The 19,709-nt window shown below is 59.1% G+C and carries 20 protein-coding genes; 4 read left to right on the forward strand and 16 right to left on the reverse strand.

The window, feature by feature from the left end:
• Positions 1 to 618 carry a GNAT family N-acetyltransferase gene (locus OHL18_RS10360; protein WP_263374781.1) on the forward strand — a complete coding sequence of 206 codons (618 nt, stop codon included), beginning with the start codon at positions 1 to 3 and terminating at the stop codon, positions 616 to 618.
• A gap of 58 nt (positions 619 to 676) precedes the next feature.
• On the opposite strand, the gene OHL18_RS10365 is transcribed toward OHL18_RS10360, so the two are convergent.
• Positions 677 to 1,468: an ABC transporter ATP-binding protein gene (locus OHL18_RS10365; RefSeq protein WP_263374782.1), complete on the reverse strand. Its 792-nt coding sequence runs from the start codon at positions 1,466 to 1,468 to the stop codon at positions 677 to 679.
• Between the two features lie 53 nt (positions 1,469 to 1,521).
• Between OHL18_RS10365 and OHL18_RS10370 the strand changes: the two genes are divergently transcribed.
• Positions 1,522 to 1,965 (forward strand): MauE/DoxX family redox-associated membrane protein, encoded by a 444-nt coding sequence (locus OHL18_RS10370; RefSeq protein ID WP_263374783.1) that lies wholly within the window; start codon positions 1,522 to 1,524, stop codon positions 1,963 to 1,965.
• A 7-nt stretch (positions 1,966 to 1,972) separates the two neighbouring features.
• On the opposite strand, the gene OHL18_RS10375 is transcribed toward OHL18_RS10370, so the two are convergent.
• Positions 1,973 to 2,731 carry an AIM24 family protein gene (locus OHL18_RS10375; RefSeq protein ID WP_263374784.1) on the reverse strand — a complete coding sequence of 253 codons (759 nt, stop codon included), beginning with the start codon at positions 2,729 to 2,731 and terminating at the stop codon, positions 1,973 to 1,975.
• A gap of 85 nt (positions 2,732 to 2,816) precedes the next feature.
• Here OHL18_RS10375 and OHL18_RS10380 point away from each other — a divergent pair, with 85 nt between their 5' ends.
• The gene (locus OHL18_RS10380; RefSeq protein WP_263374785.1) at positions 2,817 to 4,784 is read left to right on the forward strand and encodes a phospholipid carrier-dependent glycosyltransferase; all 1,968 of its coding nucleotides are present in this window, start codon (positions 2,817 to 2,819) and stop codon (positions 4,782 to 4,784) included.
• Between the two features lie 3 nt (positions 4,785 to 4,787).
• Here the strand turns inward: OHL18_RS10380 and OHL18_RS10385 are convergent, their stop codons facing one another.
• The 7 genes from OHL18_RS10385 to tdh all read right to left on the reverse strand — a co-directional run bounded on the left by OHL18_RS10385 (position 4,788) and on the right by tdh (position 11,567).
• Positions 4,788 to 5,480, reverse strand: coding sequence for a glycosyltransferase family 2 protein (locus OHL18_RS10385; RefSeq protein WP_263374786.1), 693 nt, complete (start codon positions 5,478 to 5,480; stop codon positions 4,788 to 4,790).
• 19 nt (positions 5,481 to 5,499) lie between these two features.
• Positions 5,500 to 6,255 (reverse strand): hypothetical protein, encoded by a 756-nt coding sequence (locus OHL18_RS10390; RefSeq protein ID WP_263374787.1) that lies wholly within the window; start codon positions 6,253 to 6,255, stop codon positions 5,500 to 5,502.
• A gap of 23 nt (positions 6,256 to 6,278) precedes the next feature.
• Positions 6,279 to 7,415 carry a radical SAM protein gene (locus OHL18_RS10395; protein ID WP_263374788.1) on the reverse strand — a complete coding sequence of 379 codons (1,137 nt, stop codon included), beginning with the start codon at positions 7,413 to 7,415 and terminating at the stop codon, positions 6,279 to 6,281.
• Positions 7,412 to 8,818 carry a glycosyltransferase family 87 protein gene (locus OHL18_RS10400; RefSeq protein WP_263374789.1) on the reverse strand — a complete coding sequence of 469 codons (1,407 nt, stop codon included), beginning with the start codon at positions 8,816 to 8,818 and terminating at the stop codon, positions 7,412 to 7,414. The genes OHL18_RS10395 and OHL18_RS10400 overlap by 4 nt, the downstream gene beginning before the upstream one ends.
• A complete protein-coding gene (locus tag OHL18_RS10405) occupies positions 8,815 to 9,567 on the reverse strand; it encodes a TIGR04282 family arsenosugar biosynthesis glycosyltransferase (RefSeq protein WP_263374790.1) in 753 nt (250 codons plus the stop codon). The genes OHL18_RS10400 and OHL18_RS10405 overlap by 4 nt, the downstream gene beginning before the upstream one ends.
• A 43-nt stretch (positions 9,568 to 9,610) precedes the next feature.
• Positions 9,611 to 10,324 carry a class I SAM-dependent methyltransferase gene (locus tag OHL18_RS10410; protein WP_263374791.1) on the reverse strand — a complete coding sequence of 238 codons (714 nt, stop codon included), beginning with the start codon at positions 10,322 to 10,324 and terminating at the stop codon, positions 9,611 to 9,613.
• 208 nt (positions 10,325 to 10,532) lie between these two features.
• A complete protein-coding gene (gene tdh / locus OHL18_RS10415) occupies positions 10,533 to 11,567 on the reverse strand; it encodes an L-threonine 3-dehydrogenase (protein WP_263374792.1) in 1,035 nt (344 codons plus the stop codon).
• A 142-nt stretch (positions 11,568 to 11,709) separates the two neighbouring features.
• On the opposite strand from tdh, the gene OHL18_RS10420 reads away from it, so the two are divergent.
• Positions 11,710 to 12,990 (forward strand): metallophosphoesterase family protein, encoded by a 1,281-nt coding sequence (locus OHL18_RS10420; protein ID WP_263374793.1) that lies wholly within the window; start codon positions 11,710 to 11,712, stop codon positions 12,988 to 12,990.
• A gap of 63 nt (positions 12,991 to 13,053) precedes the next feature.
• Here OHL18_RS10420 and OHL18_RS10425 read toward each other — a convergent pair whose 3' ends face one another.
• The 7 genes from OHL18_RS10425 to OHL18_RS10455 all read right to left on the reverse strand — a co-directional run bounded on the left by OHL18_RS10425 (position 13,054) and on the right by OHL18_RS10455 (position 19,693).
• Positions 13,054 to 14,307, reverse strand: a complete 1,254-nt coding sequence (locus OHL18_RS10425) for an MFS transporter (protein ID WP_263374794.1) — start codon at positions 14,305 to 14,307, stop codon at positions 13,054 to 13,056.
• Positions 14,308 to 14,448: 141 nt separating this feature from the next.
• Entirely contained in the window at positions 14,449 to 15,267 is an 819-nt protein-coding gene (locus OHL18_RS10430; protein WP_263374795.1) for a response regulator transcription factor, read from the reverse strand.
• A gap of 4 nt (positions 15,268 to 15,271) precedes the next feature.
• Positions 15,272 to 15,598, reverse strand: a complete 327-nt coding sequence (locus OHL18_RS10435) for a PilZ domain-containing protein (protein WP_263374796.1) — start codon at positions 15,596 to 15,598, stop codon at positions 15,272 to 15,274.
• A 117-nt stretch (positions 15,599 to 15,715) separates the two neighbouring features.
• Positions 15,716 to 16,924 carry a hypothetical protein gene (locus OHL18_RS10440; protein ID WP_263374797.1) on the reverse strand — a complete coding sequence of 403 codons (1,209 nt, stop codon included), beginning with the start codon at positions 16,922 to 16,924 and terminating at the stop codon, positions 15,716 to 15,718.
• A gap of 102 nt (positions 16,925 to 17,026) precedes the next feature.
• The gene (locus OHL18_RS10445; protein ID WP_263374798.1) at positions 17,027 to 17,986 is read right to left on the reverse strand and encodes an aldo/keto reductase; all 960 of its coding nucleotides are present in this window, start codon (positions 17,984 to 17,986) and stop codon (positions 17,027 to 17,029) included.
• 122 nt (positions 17,987 to 18,108) lie between these two features.
• Positions 18,109 to 18,489 carry a hypothetical protein gene (locus tag OHL18_RS10450; protein ID WP_263374799.1) on the reverse strand — a complete coding sequence of 127 codons (381 nt, stop codon included), beginning with the start codon at positions 18,487 to 18,489 and terminating at the stop codon, positions 18,109 to 18,111.
• A 142-nt stretch (positions 18,490 to 18,631) separates the two neighbouring features.
• Positions 18,632 to 19,693 carry an aminopeptidase gene (locus OHL18_RS10455; RefSeq protein ID WP_263374800.1) on the reverse strand — a complete coding sequence of 354 codons (1,062 nt, stop codon included), beginning with the start codon at positions 19,691 to 19,693 and terminating at the stop codon, positions 18,632 to 18,634.
• Positions 19,694 to 19,709 lie beyond the last annotated feature (16 nt).

Below are 19,709 nucleotides of genomic sequence, written 5' to 3' on the forward strand. Positions count from 1 at the left end.
ATGTCCGTACTCTCCACACTCGTCGGAGCCATCAGCGACTCCACCTCAACCGACTCCTCGCGCCCCCGCGTCGGCGGCGCGGTCGTCCGCCAGGCCAAGCTCCAGGACGCCGTCCACATCTTCGAGCTCGTCAACTCGCTCTCGCACGACGGCACCCTCCTCCGCCGCAACTACGCCGAGATCTGCGAGAACGTTCGCGACTTCCACATCGCCGAGTCCGAGGCCGGAGTCTTCCTCGGCTGCGGAGCGCTGCATCTCTACGGGCCGCACCTCGCCGAAGTCCGCAGCATCGTCGTCAAGCCCGAAGCCAAGGGCCAGGGCGCGGGCGGCCGCATCCTCAAGGCTCTGCTCGCCGAGGCCGAAGAACAAGGCGTCGTCTGCGTCAGCCTCTTCACCCGCATCCCCGACTTCTTCTTCCACTTCGGCTTTCGCACCGCCGACCGCACCGCACTGCCCGATAAGATCTACAAAGACTGCCAGGCCTGCCCGCGCCTCTACGCTTGCGACGAGGTTGCCATGGTCCGTGGCCCTCTGCCACGCATGGCCGTGCTAGGTCCCAGCCGCCTGCCTCAACCGGAGCTAGTGAAGCTTCAAACGGGCGTCATCTCCCACAGTTAGAAGAAAGCCGGGTGCCCCACCCATGCAGTTTCATCGCATGGGTGGGACGTAAGCCCCATCACCAGGCAAAGTAAAACCCATCCCTTTCCACCAGCTCCACGGTAGTCCCCAGCAACCCGCCGAGCCTCTCGGCAGTCAACAACTCCGTCTTCGCTCCATCCGCCACAATCCTTCCCTCTCGCATCATCAGCACGCGGTCGATCTCCGGCAGAATATCGGCGATGTGGTGCGTGATCAGCATAATTCCCGTGCCCTCCTGCGCGAGTCCACGCAACAAATCCCGCAGATCCTTTTGAGCAGACAGATCCAGCGCATTCGAAGGCTCATCGAGCAGCAACATGTCCGCCGACCCCACCAGTGCGCGACCAATCATCACCCTCCGCTGTTGCCCTGCGGACATCTCCCCAACAACTTTGTCCGCCAGCTTCTCCGAGTCAATCCGTTTCAGCACCTCGCGGGCCTTGTCTCTCATCTCCGAAGTCACAGTAAGATTCGGCCACAGCGTCGAGCTCGAAAAGAATCCCGTCAGCACCGCGTCAAACCCCGTGATCCCGAGCGTTGGCTTGCCCGGCAGCTCCGCCGACACCACGCCCAGTTTCTTCTTCAGCTCCGTTAAATCCCAACGCTCACGCCCAAAGATACTCACCTTCATCCCCGGCTTCACCAACGGATAGCACTCGCAGGTGATCGTCTTGATCAGCGTCGACTTGCCGCAACCGTTCGGCCCAAGGATCGCAATATGCTCTCCCCTCCGCACCGACAGGTTCACATCATGCAGCACTACGTTTTCGCCACGTGCCACATTCACATTTTCGAGCGATAGAAACGTCTCAGTATTCAAAGGTCCCATCGCAAAAGAATAGCCGGTATAACAGTGTCGCTTGAGGCGCATCATAATTGCTTATGAGCATTGAAGGCCCCACCATTCTTCCGCCAAACGATCGCGACAAAGTCACCGCTTACGCGCTCCTGCGTATCACGCTCGGAACGAACATCGCAATGCACGGCGTGAGCCGCGTCATCGCTGGCCCCGCCGTCTTCAGTACGAAGTTAGCCACGCAGTTCGCCGCCTCACCCTTACCGCAGCCACTCGTCCACGCCTTCGGGCAAAGCCTGCCCTGGCTCGAAGCTCTCTTCGGCCTCCTCCTGCTCATAGGCCTTCGCACCCGAGCCGCTCTTATCGGCGGAACTCTCCTGATGCTCGTCCTCACCTTCGGCTCATCGCTCATCCAGGATTGGCAGGCCGCTTCGACGCAACTCATTTACGCTGCCGTCTACGCCGCGCTGCTCTTCCTTCTGCGCTTCAACGGCTGGTCCATCGACGCTCTGCTCGATCGCAAAAAGTAGCCGTGCTCTAACGCATGTTCCGCAGCACCGATCCAACAACCCCGCCGATCACACCATCCTCCACGCTCTCCGCGCGGCGTTCTGTCGGCATGTACTCCATCAGCTGATGCGCTAGTCTTGAGATCGGCAGCGTCTGCAGCCACACACGCCCCGGCCCGGTCAGCGCAGCCAGGAAGATCCCATCCCCACCAAAGATCATGTTCTTCAATCCCGGCACACGCGTGATCTGGAAGTTCACGCTCGACTGAAACGCGCCCACATGCCCCGGATGAACCCGTAGCGTCTCACCAGGTCGAAGGTCCTTCACGATCACCTCGCCTGAGAGCTCCAGCCATGCCATGCCGTACCCGCCGACCTTCTGCAGCAGAAACCCATCGCCGCCAAAGATGCCCGCACCCAACGATTGCTGAAACCCGACACCAAGTTCAATCTGAGCCGTGGCGCACAAAAATCCGTGACGATGGATCAGGTACTCCACCCCCTGCCCCACCTGCACCGGAACGATATGCCCCGGCACCCGCGCGGCAAACGCAACTTCGCCGGGAGCGCCTATCGCCCGGTACTCCGTCATGAACAGCGACCCGCCGCCCGCCATCCGCTTGATCGCCCCGAAGAAGCCCCCACCACCGCCCATCTGCGTGTGCGTCGTCATCTGGATCGTCTGCGTCATCCATGAAAGCTCACCCGCCTCCGAGATGATCGCGTCGTTCGCCCCCAGCGCGAACTCCAGTACCGGCATAGTCGTCCCAACAATCCGATGCTCCATGGCTTCTCCTCCGCTGCTAACGAAAGCAGTATATCGCTTGCTATCATCTCCGTATCCGCAATCGCTAGCGCTAGACCGAGGTCCCTTGGCCCTACTTCTGCCCGTCGCCGTCGCTGCCCTTCTTTATTTTGCCTTCCGCTCCCGTGGCGACAGCTCACGCGTCGCTCTCCTTCGCGCCGCCATCTTTTCTGTAACCATTCTGGTTACGATCTCTGAAGTCCTCAGCATTCCCTATCTCCTCACCCAACCTGCCCTTACCGTCGCATGGGTCATAGCCCTCGCGGGTGCCGGCTTCTTTCTCTTTCGCTCCCGCAAGTCACGCCCTTCCGTACCCGCGGGCGAGTTCCGTCCGGCGATCCACATTCCTCCGCACCTCGCCAAGATAGACATCGTTCTCGCGGCCATCGTAGGCGCCATCCTCGCCACAATCGGGCTTATCGCCATCGTCGTTCCGCCCAATAGCTGGGACGTCATGGAGCACCACATGCCGCGCGTCCTCTTCTGGGTCAGCAACCATACCCTGCGTCCCTTCCCCACACCGGACTACACGCAGATCGTGCTCGGCGACGCCGCCGAAATGGTGACCCTCAACACCTACCTGCTCTCCGGCTCCGACCGCTTTGCCAATCTCGTCGAGTTCCTCTCCTTCGCCGGCTCAGCCATCGCAGTCACACTGATCGCTAGCCGTTTTGGAGCACGCCGGACCGGCCAGCTACTGGCCGCGATCTTCGTCCTCACTATCCCAGAGCTTGTCCTTGAATCCTCCGGCTCCATGACCACCGGCGTCGTCACCTTCTTCACCGTCACCGCGTGCTGCTTCCTTCTCAAGGCTGGCGCAGAACCGAACGAGTGGGACCTGATCACGGCTGCCCTCGCAGCCGGACTCTCTTTGCTCACCAAGGGCATGACCTTCGTCTACCTGCCTGTTCTGCTCATCGGCTGCATGGCCTTCCGGCCATCGCCTATTCTCCTGTGGGCGCTTAAGCGGCTACCCCTCTTCATCGCGCTTGTACTCGCTATCAACACTGGCCAGTTTGTTCGCGCTTACCAGATCACCGGCACGCCCTTCGATGCTCCCTTTCCGAATGGTGGGCCACGTCTGGCCTTCGGCAATGGCCACATTACGCCCGCGACGATCGCCGCCAACACCCTTCGCCAGGTCACGCTGCAGATGGGCACGCCCTCCGACAAGCTCAACGCGTACGTCGAGTCTTCGACCCGTAAGGCGATTCACTTGCTAGGACAAGACGCCGACGATCCGAATGCCCTCTGGTCGAATCTTCCGTATGAGGTTGACCGTCCTACGCGCCTCGAAACCCAGGCCGGGAACCCGATTCACTTCGCACTTATCCTCGGCTGCTTCGCCATCCTGATCTTTCTTCGTCTCGACGTCAAAGACCAACGCGTCCGCTTCTACATACTCAGCATCCTCATTGCGTTCATCGCCTACTCCGCCGTCATCCGGTGGCAGCCCTGGGGCAGCCGGTTTCACATGCCGCTCTTCGTCATGGCCGCCGTTCTCGTCGGCTGCACTGCGGAGCGCATCCTGCGTCGACCATGGCAGGTTTTCGGGTTCGCCGCGCTTTTGCTGGTCATCGTAGCGCCGTATCTACTGTCTAACTCCATCCGCTCCATCCTCCACACCAAGGGCTTCCCAACGATCTTCGAACCAAGGCAACTCCTCTACTTCGCGAATGAGCATAGCGCCGAAGCGTCTTCACAGATCGCTCTCGCCCACGCCATCGACGCAAGCCACTGCAGCCACATCGGGCTCGATGCCTACCTTCCAACTCCCGAACCCGAGATCGGCATGAGCCCTCCCTCCTTCTTCATCTACCCTCTGCTTGCGCAGTTGCACATCGACGGCCGCTCGCGATTCCTGCGTTACATCAACGTCCAGAACCCCACCCAGACCTTTGCCGCAGCAACATCAACGACCCCGCCCTGCGCCATCATCTGCCTTAGCTGCCGCCAGTCCAACGGCCGCAAGTCCGACGCCAGCATGGGCGACACGCACATCTTTGGTGACGATGAACTTGTCTTCCCCAAATGATCCCTACGAACTCTTTCCAGCGCTTACCCGAAACAGCACCTCAAGGATCCGCACCGCGGCCTTCATCGAAGCCTTGAAGTCTCCCGACACCTTCGACTCCCCGCCAATCCTCTTTCGATAGTCCACCGGAATCTCGACGATCCGCAGCCTCTGCTTTACCGCCTTGATCTGCATCTCGAGATTCCAGCCATAAGTCAGTTCAGACATTTGTAACTTCTCGAGTGACGTTCTCCGAATCGCCCGGAACGGCCCCATATCCGTGTACTTCGCTCCAAGAAACACCCGCAGCAGCAGCCCCACAAAACGCCCTGCAAAGACCTGTGAAGCCAGCATCGAGCCCGGTTCGCGCTTCCCTCGCATGCGCGAGCCAATCACAAAGTCTGCTTCGCCGCGCTCGATCGGACCCAGAAGGTCAGATAGTCCCGCGATCACGTCCGAGCCATCTCCGTCCATATAGACCAGAACCTCAGAATCACTCCGCGCGGCATTCGACCCAGCAAGGCACGCTGCACCATACCCGCGCGGCGATGTCACAACGCGTGCGCCGGCTGCCCGTGCAATCTCCGCAGTGTCATCCTTTGACCCGTTATCGACAACGAGGCACTCTGCGATTAGATCCCACGGCATCTCCGCAACAACCCGGCCGATCGATTCAGCCTCGTTCAACGCGGGAATAATGATGGAGACAATAGCCATTAGGAGATATCTCGCTGACTCAACCTAGTCCCAGTGAACTTCCGTTCGCCTTCAGCCATGCAAGCGATCTTTGAAAATAAGCCGCGACATTCGTGGTCAGATACCTTGCCCAATCCGGCTTCATCTCACCACGTTCGAAGGCAAAACGAGCGAGCGCATAGGCAAACATCTCTTGCGATAAATATCCAAGCCGCCGCGTCGACCAGCCCTGGCTATCGTTGTTCGTAAATTGCTTGAACTGAAATGCAGCATTCGCGTTGAAGACTCCGAACCCAAGAAAGACCGTGAGCAGATCATTCAGCGGCTCCATATCTTCTTCATCGCCGCCAACTAATCCAGGCCGAAGCAAAATGACATGTCCGAGCTCGTGAGCGATCGTCGCGACAAGAGACTCAGGAGTCTTCAGCTGGGAAGTATTGATGAGCACTTGCGTCTTCGTATCGTCATGGTGGCTGTAGATTCCGCCAGCTGAAGATGACTTCCCAGATACGAGAGGCATAAGGGTACTCGTAACATTTTCTGTGTCCTCAAACAGATCCAGCTCAACAGTTTCAGGATCGACCGCCATCCGCTCGGCGATTCGGCAAAACATCTTCCCTACGGCCGTTTCACTCCGGTCATACGTATCTGGAAAGTGTTCAGCGATCGGCAGCATCACCGTAGCGCTCATCATTCGATCAGCACCCAGCAGTCGAGAGAGCCTCACAAAAGACTCATCCACCCAGAGCCTCTGCGAATCGGAGACAGGAAGTTTTGGCTTGAAGATTCCGAGCATCCTCTTCGTTATAGCAGAGCGACCTACAAGCTCCACCGCAGTCCGCAGTTCGAGCAAGCCGGTGGCGGCGCACTCGTCAGCAACCCCTCGCGAAAACGCTGATACTCCGCGCCATTCCATATCTCACGCAGTGTCTCCTGCGTCGCATCGCCCAGCGTGAAGCTACCGTATCCCTTCATGGAGAACGGAGCGATGCAGCAAGGAAGTACCCGCCCATTCGCCGTGATGTACATCAGTGACCACGGCCTCCGGCACAGACTCCATGGATTGTCGGTTCTCGTCATGCGGATCGACTCGCCCGGATCGACCGCCCCCGAAGCCGAGAACATCACGCCAAGCTCCTTCGCAACCTCTTCTGCCTCGCGGATCAGCGCCTCTTCCGATTCCGTCGTATGCTCGAACAGCGCAGACTCTGCCCGCGCCAGCGAATTCTCATTCGCCTCGCCGCTCTCAAAGAAAACGAGTCGCTGCAGATACACCTCGGTCACGCCAACGTCATGCGCCAGCCGCACAAAGTTCGGCAACTGGTCCACCGTCTCCCGAAGCCCCGTCAGCCAAAGCGATACTCGCGGTTTAGGAGCGTTCAACTCCCGCTGTAGCCGCGTGAAGTTCCGCACGTTCTCAACGATCTTCGCGAAGAAGTCTTTCCCCCGCACCATCTGGTAGACCTCGGACTCAGCAGCGTCAAGCGATACTCGCAACTCGTCCAGTCCGGCTTCGATCAGCGCCCGTCCATTCGCGTCGTTCAGCAGCGTACCGTTCGTGTTGAACAGCACGTAAATGTTCCGCGCCTTCAAATATGCGACGCGCTGCGCGATGTCCTTCACCAGCATCGGCTCGCCGATCCCATGCAGCACAACGCGCGCAATGTTGGGATACTGATCGATCAGCGAAGTAAACATCTCCCACGGCATGTCTGCCTCGGGCTCAAGCTGCTCATAGGTCCGCGGGCAGGTGACGCACAGCAGGTTGCACCGATTCGTAGTCTCGAGATAGAGACACACCGGCTCATGGTTCGCCACCGGAAGCAGGGCCTCTTCCGGCTTCTGGAAGTACCGCCGCATCTCGTTCTTCTCTTCTTCAGCGCGCTGCGCCTCGGGCGAAAGCCGGTCGTCTTCAGCCGTCTTACTGGATGGAATGATGGGAAGCAGTGTGCTCATAGGGTCTCTCTCGCAGGTTCAGCCTGGATCATGTACTGCCGGTGTACCGGCCACTTGCGCATCACTGCCTCGATTATCGCGGCAGCCAGCACCATCGCATAGAGATATTTATTTGCCAGGAACATCTTGGGCCCGGGCTCCGCCAGATCGGTCGTATACCAATAAAAAAATCCCGTGAGATACGTCAACACCGTCAAACTCGGCACCAACGCAAGGAACGGCACCAGCCACACGATGTACCAGGGATAGTGCGGCGAAAACAGAAGCATCAGAGCGAACGCCAGCCCAAACGCTGGCAACAGAAACTCACTCTGATTCGATTCCTTCGCCACCTTGAGCGCCCAGAACGTGACCGATGCAAACACAACCACGCAGAATCCCAGGAACACCGCCGCTGGCAACGCATGCAGCCCCGGGACCTCCTGCACCAGCTGCAGCAGGAAGTACCTCGCTCCCGACTGCATTCCTTCTTCTTCGACATAGCCACCGAGAAATCCAAATACCATCATTCCCACCGAGGAGTAAGCCGCATACCCCGCTACAATCAGCGCGAAGACCACAGCCGGCATCTTCCAGTCCCATCCGCGTAACCAGATCTTCCCCGTTCTGGGCTCCCTCAGCATCAACGCTGGCAGCAGCACCAGCGGGTACATCTTGGTCATCACCGCCAGCCCGAGAAACAACCCAGTCACCACCGGCTTTCGTCGATATCGAAACAATAGAGCCAGCGCAATGAACGCCATCGCCACTGAGTCCAGATGCCCCGAGTCCCCAATCTCCCAGATCAACAACGGGCACCATGCATAGATCAGAGTCTGCTCTCGCCGCACGCCCATCTCTCTCAGCAGCGCCACCAGAGCCCACATCGTCAGACCTTCAAACAGCACCATCGCCGTCTTCATAAACGTCATGGTCGGACTGATAAACGTAATCAGGTAGAAGAGAGCCTGCGCCGCCGGCGGATAGATCGTATGCGCGTAATCCCGCCGATTCATGTTGTCGAACAGGTCCTGGTTCGGCGCCCGCAGAGACGCCAGCGCCTTGTCACCCGGCACATAGCGATACGGGTTGATATGCGCATGCTGAACCACCCCATCCCACGCATACCGGTACACATCGGACGACATCGCCGGATCGTCATAGAGCGTCACCAGTCTGCACGCAATCGCGACCGCAAGAATAATCGGAAACGTAAAGCGGTCTATCTCGCTCGTCAGAAGGATCACGATGGCCGCCACATACAGCACCACCGAGTACCCCGACACACCCGAGTGCCCAATCGTGAAGTGATCGTTTTCGCTCACCAGCTGCCGTGCAAGCGCCAGCATCCCGGCACCAATCAACAGCAACGCCGAGTTCGTCTGCCATGCCCTGCTTCGGTGCCACTCTAACTGCGTCGTCATACGGCCACGATCTCGCGCAATCCCGCCAGAAACTCCTTCGTATGCGGTGCCTCGTACCCTGCAATCCCCGCAAACTCTGGCATCTTGCCGTCGATCAACTCACCGCGCAGAATCGCGAGCGTGGCTCCATCGTCCACGTCATACCACAGCGGCAGCCGCACGACTTCAATGCCCGCCTCGCGCGCCCGTTCTATCGTCTCTTCGCAGACGCTGGCTGTGCTCCACGTGATGTTCTCGAACACCGCTGCATGGGCGAGTTTCAAGCCAATAAGGTAGTAACCCCCGTCCTGCGATGGCCCCAGCACGATGCGGTCGCCCTCGCGCGCAAGCTCTGCCACTGCCTGTTCAAACGCCGCCTTCGGCACCGTGGGAGAGTCAGAATCGATCAGACAGACACTCCCGTATCCACAAGCAAGTATGTCCTCAGCTGCTGCCAGCAACCGCTCGCCAAACTTGTCTCCTCGCTGCGCAATCAGCTTGAACTTCGCCGGCAGCAAATCATCGAACGCCGCCTCGTCACCGGCCGGCGTATAGCAGACCATACCCTCAGCGCCGGAAACCTTTGCCAGCCCATCTGCCGTGTCTTTGAGAAAACAGATATTCAGCGCCGCAGACTGCTCGAGCGTAAGCGGCGGAGCCAGCCGCGTCTTAACCTTTCCCACCCGCGGAGCCTTCGCCATGATCGCCATCGCGCACTGCGAAGCCCGCCCACCCACACCCTCACCCGACCTCAAAATCTGATAGCCCATCAAGTCTGCTCGTCCTGTTGTTTTTTTTGTTCTAGCCGTGATCCTATGCTGCGGCTTCTACTTCGCTGCTCTTCTCACACACCGCGTACTGATACCACCCGTCGTACTCAATCTTCATCGAGCCCCAGGGTTGCGACCCAATCAACTTCGCGAAATCCAGTCGCGACATCACATCCGCCTGTTGCGGCTCGCGAAACCCTCCCGCCGGCGTATACGGAAACTTCGAGAGGATCCACATACAGCTCAGCGGAATCCTCGTCCGAAATCCCGAGGTCGGTTCCGCAATAAAACATCGGCCGCCCGGCCTCAGTACTCGGAACACCTCACGCACGACCGTCTCCCGGTCGGGCACTATCAGGAAGAGTCTTGACATCACCACGGCATCGACACGACAAAGACCCTCTGGCAGCGCATGGGCATCGCCCTTGCGAAACTCACAGTTCGCCAGCCGCCGCCGGAGCGCCCGACGCTTCGCTCTTGAGAGCAGATTTTCAGAGAGATCGATCCCGGTAGTCTGCAACTGCGGATACTCATCCGCCAGCCGGCACGAGTAAAACCCTGGCCCGCAGCCCACCTCTAAAACATGTGTTCCTGGTTCCGGCCCGCCCGCCGGGAACAAAGAACTTGCGATCTCCGGTGTGTGATCGCGAAAGAGATACTCCCGGCACAGAGCATAGAACCACGAACATCGCTCAAACAGGCTCTCCGGCTGATGAACGAAGACTGAGCCGGGAAGTTTACAGTCGCTTGTATCCATTCGATATGGCCTCTGTCCTTATCTGTCGTGCGATCGCATCTTTTTGATAGTTAGATCGTTTCGTCGTCAGTTAGTTACACCAGGTCGTTCGATTGGCCGTTGTCCGTATATCTGTGATCCCCAAGATTGTAAGCGGAGCCGTCATCGCTGACCATCGCAATCTTACGATGCAACTATCGGCTCAAAAACGGCTCCGCTCTATTTACAACTACCCAACGTCGTTCCAATCCAGAATGACCTTGCCGGAGTTGCCCGAGCTCATCGCCGCGAACCCCTCCTCAAAGTCCCTCCAGTTCAGCCGGTGCGTAATGACGCCTGAAATGTCCAGGCCACTCTCCAGCATCACCGTCATCTTGTACCAGGTCTCATACATCTCCCGGCCGTAGATGCCGCGCAGCGTCAGTTGATTGAAGATCACCTTGTTCCAATCGATTGCAATCTCTGTGGACGGAATCCCCAGCATTGAAATCTTCCCACCGTGGCTCATCGCTCCAATCATGTCGCGAAACGCCGACGGATTGCCCGACATCTCAAGGCCGACATCGAAGCCTTCGTACATGCCGAGCTTCGCCATCACATCCTTCAGCGAGGTCTCCCGCGGATCGATCGCGTGCTCGATGCCAACCTTCTTCGCCAGCTCGCGCCGGTAGGCATTCGGGTCCGAGATCACCACGAACCGTGCCCCAGCATGCTTGGCCACGGCCGCAGCCATAATCCCAATCGGCCCCGCGCCCGTCACCAACACGTCTTCACCCAGCACGGGAAACGCCAGCGCCGTGTGAACTGCGTTCCCGAACGGGTCGAAGATGGCCGCGACGTCGTGTGGCACGCTCGGGCTGTGGTGCCATATGTTCGACATCGGCAGCACAATGAACTCCGCAAACGCTCCGTTCCGATTTACTCCAACGCCCAAAGTATGGGCGCACAGATGACGTCGCCCCGCCAGGCAGTTCCGGCACCGTCCGCAGACAACGTGGCCTTCTCCACTTACAAGTTGCCCCACGACGACGTCGGCCACGTTCGAGCCAAACGCAACTACCTCACCCACAAATTCGTGTCCGATCACCAGCCCCTGCGGAATCGTCTTGCTCGCCCATGCGTCCCAGTCGTAGATATGCAGGTCTGTCCCGCAAATTCCCGTCTTCAGCACGCGAATCTTTACGTCGTTGATGCCCATCTCCGGCTCGGGAACGTCCTCCAGCCAGATGCCTTTCTCTGCCTTCTTCTTTACGAGTGCCTTCACTTGAGTCGAACCCTTTCGCGCCCACCAACGAGCGCCCAAACCATTCTATGCGTCCTCACAATTCACCCGCTTTCAACAGAATTCCAGATACACTTCACCCCACGGATGCACACCCCAAATGAGCGCTCTGGAGAAGTCGACAATGGCAACGCAATCCTCCCCTGACAAGAAAAAGAAGCACCCCAAGAAGCCCAGCCCGCCGAAGCCTCCTGTGACGCCTCCCACCCCGTCCGGACAGCCCATCTTTGGACAGCCCACGCCCTCGCCCGATCCCACCGGCTTCAAAAATCCGGTGACAGATCAGAACTTTTCGGGCATCAACGTTCCCTCCGCCGTACCCATGCCCCTCATCGCGGCGGTAGAGCCCGTCCTTACTCTCGCCCAGGTCTACGGCTCAGCCGGAGCAGCCAAGGAAGCCGCCATCGAAAAGGCAGGCCAGCTCGTCTTTCACTCCGTCGGCGACACCGGCGACGTGACCGGCCCGCAGACCCAATCTCTGGTCGCCGATAAGATGGTCTCCGACTTCACCGAAGCCAATCCCGCCGACGTTCCATCGTTCTTCTTCCATCTAGGCGACGTCGTCTACTTCTTCGGCGAGTCGACCTACTACTACGACCAGTTCTACGAACCCTACCGCGACTACCCGGCGCCCGTCCTCGCCCTCGCCGGCAACCACGACGGAGTCGTGTACGCCGCGGACCCCGCACCCACACTCGCCGGCTTCCTCGCCAACTTCGTCACCCCCGCGCCCGCCCAGTCGCCAGACTCCGGTGGCCTCTTCCGTACCACCATGACCCAGCCCGGCGTCTACTTCACCTTCGAAGCCCCTTTTGTTCGCATTCTCGCCCTCTACAGCAACGTCCTTGAAGATCCTGGTGTGATCTCAGCCCAGACTGGCACCGCGCAGCCGAACACTGTCCTCGACAGCCGCCAGGTCGACTTCCTCACTGCTGCCCTTACTCGCATCAAGAGCGAAGACTTCACCGGCGCGGTCATCATCGCTGTCCACCACCCTCCCTTCACCGGAGGCGCGACCCACGGCGGTAGCCCGCTCATGCTCGCCGACATCGACTCCGCCTGCATGGCTGCCGGCGTCTGGCCTCACGCCGTCCTCTCGGGCCACGCCCACAACTATCAAAGATTTACCCGGAGCTTCTCGGACGGAACGGAAGCCGCTTATCTCGTTGCTGGATGCGGCGGCCACTCGCCGCTCTCACCGATGAGCGCCACCCTACGCACACCCTTCCCCATCGACAGCACCCTCACGCTCGAGAACTACGACGCCTCCGACTTCGGCTACCTGCGCATCCTCGTCAACGCGACCGAACTCACCATCGAGTTTCACCCCGCATCAGACGGCGCCACCACGAAGACCCCCAACGACACCGTCACCATCGACCTCGCCACCCACACCGTGGTCTGATCCACCACGAAACATCGGGTGCCCCATCCATGCGGTCTCATCGCATGGGTGGGACCCCACACTCTACCCGACCCCGGAAAGGTCGTTCCCCTTCGCTTCGCCACCCAACATCGTCACCCCCGCCACAATCACGGCAACGATCACCACCGTCCCCACCATCGCAGTCTGCAGCATCCCACCCGAATACCGCCCCGCATATGCAGCTTGAAAGACACTGTTGCGCGAAGTCAGCAGATTCCCCAACTGATACGCCAACCCCGGGAAAACCGCCCGCACCGGCCCCGGCGACAGCTCATTCAGATGGGCCGGGATCACGCCCCATGCACCCTGCACCATGAACTGCATCAGGAACCCGCCCACCGCCATCATCACTACCGTGTGCGACCACACCCATAACGGCACCATCGGAATGGCCAGCAACGCCGCGCACACAATCGCCTTGCGCCGCCCGATCTTTTCGGACAGCGTACCGAAGCAGATCCCGCCCAGCAGAGCTCCCACGTTCCCGACCACGACAATCAGCCCCACATTGCCCGCAGCGAACCCACGATCATGCTCCAGAAACGTCGGATACAGATCCTGCGTCCCATGGCTGAACGAAGTGAACGCCGTCATGAGCAAAATCAGGAAGAGGAACGATGGGAGGTACCGCACAAGCGTTCCCCACTCGAACGCCTTCTTCGCCCGGCCAGCCTCTCGCGACTCCAGCCACGCCGGCGACTCTTTCACATGGACGCGCAGATAAAACGCCAGCACGGCCGGCAGCGCTCCGATCATGAACATCACCCGCCAAGGCGTTAGCATTCCGGTCCCATGGAGATGCGGAAACAGTATTCCGTAGAGCGCCGCCGCCAGCAGGCTTCCCACGACATAGCCTTCCTGCAGAAGCCCGGAGAAGAATCCTCGTGCTTCGCTCGGCAGCGTCTCAAACGCCAACGCCGCGCCAACGCCCCACTCCCCACCCATCGCGATCCCAAACAGGGCCCGGCACACCAGAAAGCTATGCAATCCTGGCGCAAACGCCGAAGCCAGCTCGAAGATCGAAAACGAGATCACGTTGACCATGAGCGTCGGCCGACGGCCGAACCGCTCAGCCATCGCGCCAAACAACAACGCCCCAACGGGCCGCATTACCAGCGTCCAGAAGATTGACTCAGCAATCTGCTTGATACCGACATGAAAGTCCGCTGCGATCGCCCGCAGGCACACCGTCAGCAGGAAAAAATCGAAGGCGTCCAGCGTCCAGCCCAGGAAACATGCGCTGAATGTGTTGCGTTGAACTTTTGTAAGAGATTTGATCTGACGCAGCAGGGCCATATCTTCGCCATGCTAGCATCTCGGGCGAACTTCACCCGCCTAAGCCTATGTCACCCTTCGCAAACGGGTTCCCCGGCGAGCGCACTTTGCTCCCTGGGGTGGGGAGGCGGAGGATCTGCTGTCCTCCCCTTGCCACAGCTCCTACAGCTTCGCTCCCAGCGGAGTCTGCATCCGCTGCATTACCGCAGGCTCAACAGCCGTCTCGTCCACGTACTTACTCAGCAACTGATGATGCAGGCAGTACAGCGCCAGCTCCAGCCGATCGGAAACCCCCAGCTTGTCGTACACCTTCCGCAGATAGTTTTTGATCACCTGCTCGGTCGTGCCAATCTGGTACGCGATCTCCTTGTTCCGCATCCCTCGCGTGATGCACCCGATGATCGCAATCTCTTTCTTCGAAAGCTTCGGCTGCACCCGCGGATTGGTCAGTGAACTGGCCTGCGATCGGTACGCATCGATCACCCAACTGATCGACTGGTTGTCGATCCATGTCTCGCCTTCGGCAATCTTCCGCACGCACTTGATGAGTAGATCAGGCGTAATCGAGCGTGGCACCACTCCCCGAACTCCACGGCGATAGAGCTCTACCGTGTTCATCTCATCGCTCTCGACAACCTGCACAATCAGCTTCGCGCCCGGCGCGCGCCGAACCAGCTCGGGAATCGCATCGACCGTCCCCGAGATCAACTGCCCCTCCAGCACCACGACGTCTGTCGGAAACCGCTGCAGCGCCGCGTACAGGTTCGCCAGGTTCTCTGCCTGTGCCACCACACGGATATCGTCCTCGAGCGCAAATACTTTTCTCAGACCAACGCGGTAGATGGCCTGTGAATCGGCAAGGATCACGCGAATGCCTGCGCCCGCCTCGGGTGCCGGGGCGCCAGCCGACGTTCCCACGGTGGCAGAGGGATCCCCATCTCGTGAGGTTGCTGCCTTCGGTTCTGTCTTTTCAAACATCATGAAATTACACCTTTAGAAAGTATTCATCGATTACAGCAGCGGCTCGCATTACGTCCTCTGCGTGCTGGTGTCGCACGATGCGACCCGTGCAGTGAATCATGACGTCGTTCGCTGCTCCCATCACTGCGGAGGGCATCGTCATCGTGAAAACAACCCGGCTGCCAACCGGAGGCAGGCGATCTGCGGAGAAGAGAAGCCCATTTGCCGAAACATCCACCGTCACTGCCTCCAACGGTCCGCTTTCGGTTGCGAGCACCACTGCAAGCTGCATCGGGAACCGCACCGACGCCCGCACTGCATTGCGCCCATCAAACTGCTGCAATTGTCCCATGCCCCTGTTACCTCGGTTACCTGCCAATATCAAACTCGCACATCGATCGACAACAGTCACTTTATTTTCTGCCGGCTCCGGGTACGGCAGCCCATGAGCCTGAATTACGATCGTTCTCTACCGAAACAGAGCAGCCGATCCTCCGACCCACTCCTGGTTCCGATTCTGGTCGACTCCCATCATCAACCCGCGCCCCATGCGCACCAGGCTGATCACAGGTTCCATCTGGCCGCCTTCCGGCCAAAGGTACATGATCCTTACTTCGGCCATCGTAGCTCCCTTCGGAGTCGCAATCACTGGCTCGAAAGTGGCACGCTCCTGCAAGAGCCACTGGTTCCGCTCCTCTGGAGGAATTCGCCCAAGATCCTCATCGCTTGGCGCAAACTTGATTCCCTGCCCGGCGAACGAATACAACGGCTTCAACAGTATCCGCTCCCGATCCTCCGGCAGACCCTCACGGCCCTTGCCTGTGAACCACTCGTCAAGAAAGACCGCCTTCGGAACCGATGGATGATGGAGATAAGGCAGAGAGAACTTGCTCACCCGGAAGTACCAGTTCGGATGCCCTGCCCACTCCACATCCAGCTCATCGCGATAGTCGAACGGCAGAGCAATCCCCTTCCGCTCCATCTCATCGACGATCGCCCGGTTGAAGATCCGCTCAATCTCAATCCATCGCCCGGCCTTCTCATAGAGAAGACGCCGCCCCACCTTTTTCACCTTTTCAATATCGACAATCGAAATTCCCAGCCGGTCTTCATAGACGTGGAAGTCCGGCAGCGTCTTCTGCGCCTCCGGTGTGACCTCCAGCAGAACCACACTCTCCGGATCATGGCTGCCGACGATCACCCTCCGCAGCAGCTCCCAATAACTCTCCGAATCATGCCCGCCCAGATGCCACCGCCAGCCGTCGCCGAGCCCGTACTCCTTCACGTACTGGTCGGCCAACACATCCTGGTAACCGAACACCGAAGGAAACGCCTGCATCTCAACCAGCTTCGGCCGAAGTGCACCCGCATCGTCCCGCACCAGGCCAAAATCCACGGTCATGAAATTGGGATATCGACTCTCGTTACCTAAACGGAATCGTTCGGGGATTGCGTCCGCTGAGAGCTTCATATACTCAGCGGATTCAACGAGCTGATTCGTCAGCTCGGTGCCCGTTGCAGCCATCTCATCCAGCAACGCCTTCGTGAAAAAGCACGGAGTCTCCGCTACCCGGAACTGGATCGAGCTGCGGGTAGCCGCATCGAGCCGCGAGAGCAGCCCTCTGTACTTCTCCGGCGTGAAGGCCGCGTTGAAATCGTCACGGAACGGCTGCAGCATCGTCTTGAGTTTGGCCCCTTGCGACCCGTGGCTCACCCATCAGAGCAGGAGAGCGTGCAATCCTAAGTAGCTGCGCCGCTCCCGTCGACTTTAGACGACGTTTTACGGGTGTGCAGCGAGGTAACTATTTATTACAGTTACTTCCTCTTCGGTCAAGCGGAAGGCCGCCGCAGGGAAGACGCCGTCTACCTGCTTCCCGCTCCTCCCACCTACTATCGCCGCTGTAATCGCCGGCTGTGCAAGCGTCCAGGCAATCGCCACCACTCCCGCGCTTACCCCGTGCTTCGCACCAATCTCGCCCAGCATCGCAGCCAGCTTCAGATTCCGATCGAGAGCCGGCTCCTGAAACGCCTTCGCATTTCGCCGGAAATCGTCCTTCGGGAACGCCGCCACCCGCTCCTTCGTCATCGCGCCCGTCAGCAGCCCGGACTGCATCGGCGAATAGTTAATCACGCCAATGCCGTGTTTCTCGCAGAAGGGCAGAATCTCCGGCTCAATCGTCCGATTGATCATGGAGTAAGGCGGCTGCAACGACGTAAGCGGTGCTATCTTCATAGCCCGCTCCATCTGCGAGACATTGAAGTTCGACACGCCGATCCACCGGACCTTTCCTTCTTTCTTCAACTCGGCCATCGTCGCCCAGCCTTCTTCAATCTCTTCGTCCGGATTCGGCCAGTGAATCTGGTAGAGATCGATCGTCTCCACCTGCAATCGCTTGAGGCTCTCCTCCACCTCGCGGCGAATCTGCTTCAGCGACCTCCCGATCGTCCGCGTCTCGTCCCACACCATCGAGCACTTGGTAAACACATAGGGCTTCGCTGAAGTCGTTTTCAGCGCCTTGCCCACGATCTCTTCCGAGTGTCCCAGCCCATAAACCGCTGCCGTATCGATCCAATTGATTCCCAGATCCAGCGCCCGGTGAATCGCCTCAATCGACTCCTGATCGTCCTGGGGTCCCCAGGCAAACTGCCAGTCGCCGCCGCCAATCGCCCACGCGCCAAATCCGATCCGTGTCAAAGCCAGATCGGAGTTCCCCAACACCTTCTTCTCAAGATCGCTCATAACCCCATTTGATGCGATTTTGCGTCGAGCTTCAACCCTGCGACTGTCTTCGTTTTTGATCGCTTCATCACGAGTCGCGAAATCCGAGCACTCTCAAGAAGGCTGAGATCACTCGCCCCTCGCTACGCGCTGGACTCCTGCATCTCTCGCACGAACTGGATGAAGTGGGGAAACCTGACGAACTGCGGCTTCTGTCTCTCCCACTCCAGCCGCACCATCGGCGTAGTTAGCGTCCGGTCGAAGTCCCGGCGCAGCATGTCCCAGAGACTCCCCGAAAAATATCGACCACGGTAAAGCTGATACGCCGAGCAGATCAAACTGAAATACTCGTAGCTCAGCACCGACACCTCAGCCTTCTGCTCCGGCGATAGGACATCGCCCCGGGCATTCGCCGCGCGCACCTCTACCGAAAGCGACCGGTACAGTTGCGCAAGCCGGGCCGTCAGCTCCAGATAGATCGTCGCGTTAGTCTGCCTCTGTTGCAGCATCAAAGCAGCTGCCACGCTTCCCGAGCTGAAAATAACACCAAAGAGCGTTCCGTAATGCAGCAATGAGTTCATCCTGTAGCCCCGCGTTCCAACCCGGCGCACTCAGGAACGGCACACCTCAATCCACGATATCCCGTATGGAACCACACCGCCGACCTTATGTATCGAGCAGGAAGACCCCCTCCCGCATAATCTGCTCTTCGCCTTCCGCATTCCCCAGCCAGATATTGAACTCCAGCCCCACCACATCGATATGCGTCGAAGACTTCCACTGCGCTCCGGTATGCGCCCCATATGGGTCGCCAAAGGCGATATGCACACCGGGAAACTTCTCGTCCTGCAGGATGTTCCCGATCACCCGCTCCACGCCGATGTTCGTCCCAATCGCGAACTCGCCCACACGGTCCGAGTTCTCATCCGTGTGCGTGTAGTCCCAGAACTCTTTCTCCAGCGCCTTGTTCGCCGAAGACACCTTCACGATCCTGTTTCCCTCGATCGCGATCGTCAGCGGCGTCTCTTTGAGAATCCCATAACGCTTGCAGAGAAAGTCTCCGACGACACCATCGACGACAAAAACCCCATTCACCTCGCCCGGAGCCGTGAAGCACTCTCCACCCGGCAGGTTTCCCCACTTCTCCGTGCTGATGATCCCCGATGTCTTGAACCACTTGTATTGCGGGCTCAGCTCGGCATGGATGTCCGTACCTGCAGGAGTGGTGGCCCGCACATAAGTCGCCGCCCGCACCTTCTCCAGCACCGCCTGGCTCAACCGGTCCACCGCCAGAAAATCCGCGCGCATCCCCTGCGTCATGATCTCCGGCGTAATGTTCACCATGTGCGCATGACGCATCCGCCGCCGGTTCACGACATCCGTCATCTGCATCCGGCTGCGAAGCTCGTTCGGCTGCACCTCGACCGCGAAGATGCTCACCTGCGAGCTCTCCATGTCCTCGAGAACCTCTTCAGGCATCCCCGTCAGCGGTCGCGGTGCAAGATCTTCCAAGACAAACGCATTCCACTGACACCCCACGTGCTCCAGTTCCAGCGCCATCGAGGCCGCAATCTCCGCGCAGGCTCTGTCGGTAATCAGCGTCACCTTCTCGTCAGGCTGAATCCGCAGGCAAGTCGCAACCGCATTGTGGGCCCCAGCCGTGAACTCAGGAGAGAAGCTCAAAGTACGTAAATCGATTGCCGCAGGGTGTTCCACCGTGTTTGTCATGTTCTATTCATTTTCT

This window comes from Granulicella aggregans, assembly GCF_025685565.1.
Lineage (GTDB): Bacteria > Acidobacteriota > Terriglobia > Terriglobales > Acidobacteriaceae > Edaphobacter > Edaphobacter aggregans_B.

Coding starts and splice junctions, on each gene's coding strand:
- OHL18_RS10360 (WP_263374781.1), top strand. CDS start 1: ATGTCCGTACTCTCCACACTCGTCGGAGCCATCAGCGACTCCACCTCA.
- OHL18_RS10365 (WP_263374782.1), bottom strand. CDS start 1,468: ATGGGACCTTTGAATACTGAGACGTTTCTATCGCTCGAAAATGTGAAT.
- OHL18_RS10370 (WP_263374783.1), top strand. CDS start 1,522: ATGAGCATTGAAGGCCCCACCATTCTTCCGCCAAACGATCGCGACAAA.
- OHL18_RS10375 (WP_263374784.1), bottom strand. CDS start 2,731: ATGGAGCATCGGATTGTTGGGACGACTATGCCGGTACTGGAGTTCGCG.
- OHL18_RS10385 (WP_263374786.1), bottom strand. CDS start 5,480: ATGGCTATTGTCTCCATCATTATTCCCGCGTTGAACGAGGCTGAATCG.
- OHL18_RS10390 (WP_263374787.1), bottom strand. CDS start 6,255: ATGCTCGGAATCTTCAAGCCAAAACTTCCTGTCTCCGATTCGCAGAGG.
- OHL18_RS10395 (WP_263374788.1), bottom strand. CDS start 7,415: ATGAGCACACTGCTTCCCATCATTCCATCCAGTAAGACGGCTGAAGAC.
- OHL18_RS10400 (WP_263374789.1), bottom strand. CDS start 8,818: ATGACGACGCAGTTAGAGTGGCACCGAAGCAGGGCATGGCAGACGAAC.
- OHL18_RS10405 (WP_263374790.1), bottom strand. CDS start 9,567: ATGGGCTATCAGATTTTGAGGTCGGGTGAGGGTGTGGGTGGGCGGGCT.
- OHL18_RS10410 (WP_263374791.1), bottom strand. CDS start 10,324: ATGGATACAAGCGACTGTAAACTTCCCGGCTCAGTCTTCGTTCATCAG.
- OHL18_RS10420 (WP_263374793.1), top strand. CDS start 11,710: ATGGCAACGCAATCCTCCCCTGACAAGAAAAAGAAGCACCCCAAGAAG.
- OHL18_RS10425 (WP_263374794.1), bottom strand. CDS start 14,307: ATGGCCCTGCTGCGTCAGATCAAATCTCTTACAAAAGTTCAACGCAAC.
- OHL18_RS10430 (WP_263374795.1), bottom strand. CDS start 15,267: ATGATGTTTGAAAAGACAGAACCGAAGGCAGCAACCTCACGAGATGGG.
- OHL18_RS10435 (WP_263374796.1), bottom strand. CDS start 15,598: ATGGGACAATTGCAGCAGTTTGATGGGCGCAATGCAGTGCGGGCGTCG.
- OHL18_RS10440 (WP_263374797.1), bottom strand. CDS start 16,924: ATGCTGCAGCCGTTCCGTGACGATTTCAACGCGGCCTTCACGCCGGAG.
- OHL18_RS10445 (WP_263374798.1), bottom strand. CDS start 17,986: ATGAGCGATCTTGAGAAGAAGGTGTTGGGGAACTCCGATCTGGCTTTG.
- OHL18_RS10455 (WP_263374800.1), bottom strand. CDS start 19,693: ATGACAAACACGGTGGAACACCCTGCGGCAATCGATTTACGTACTTTG.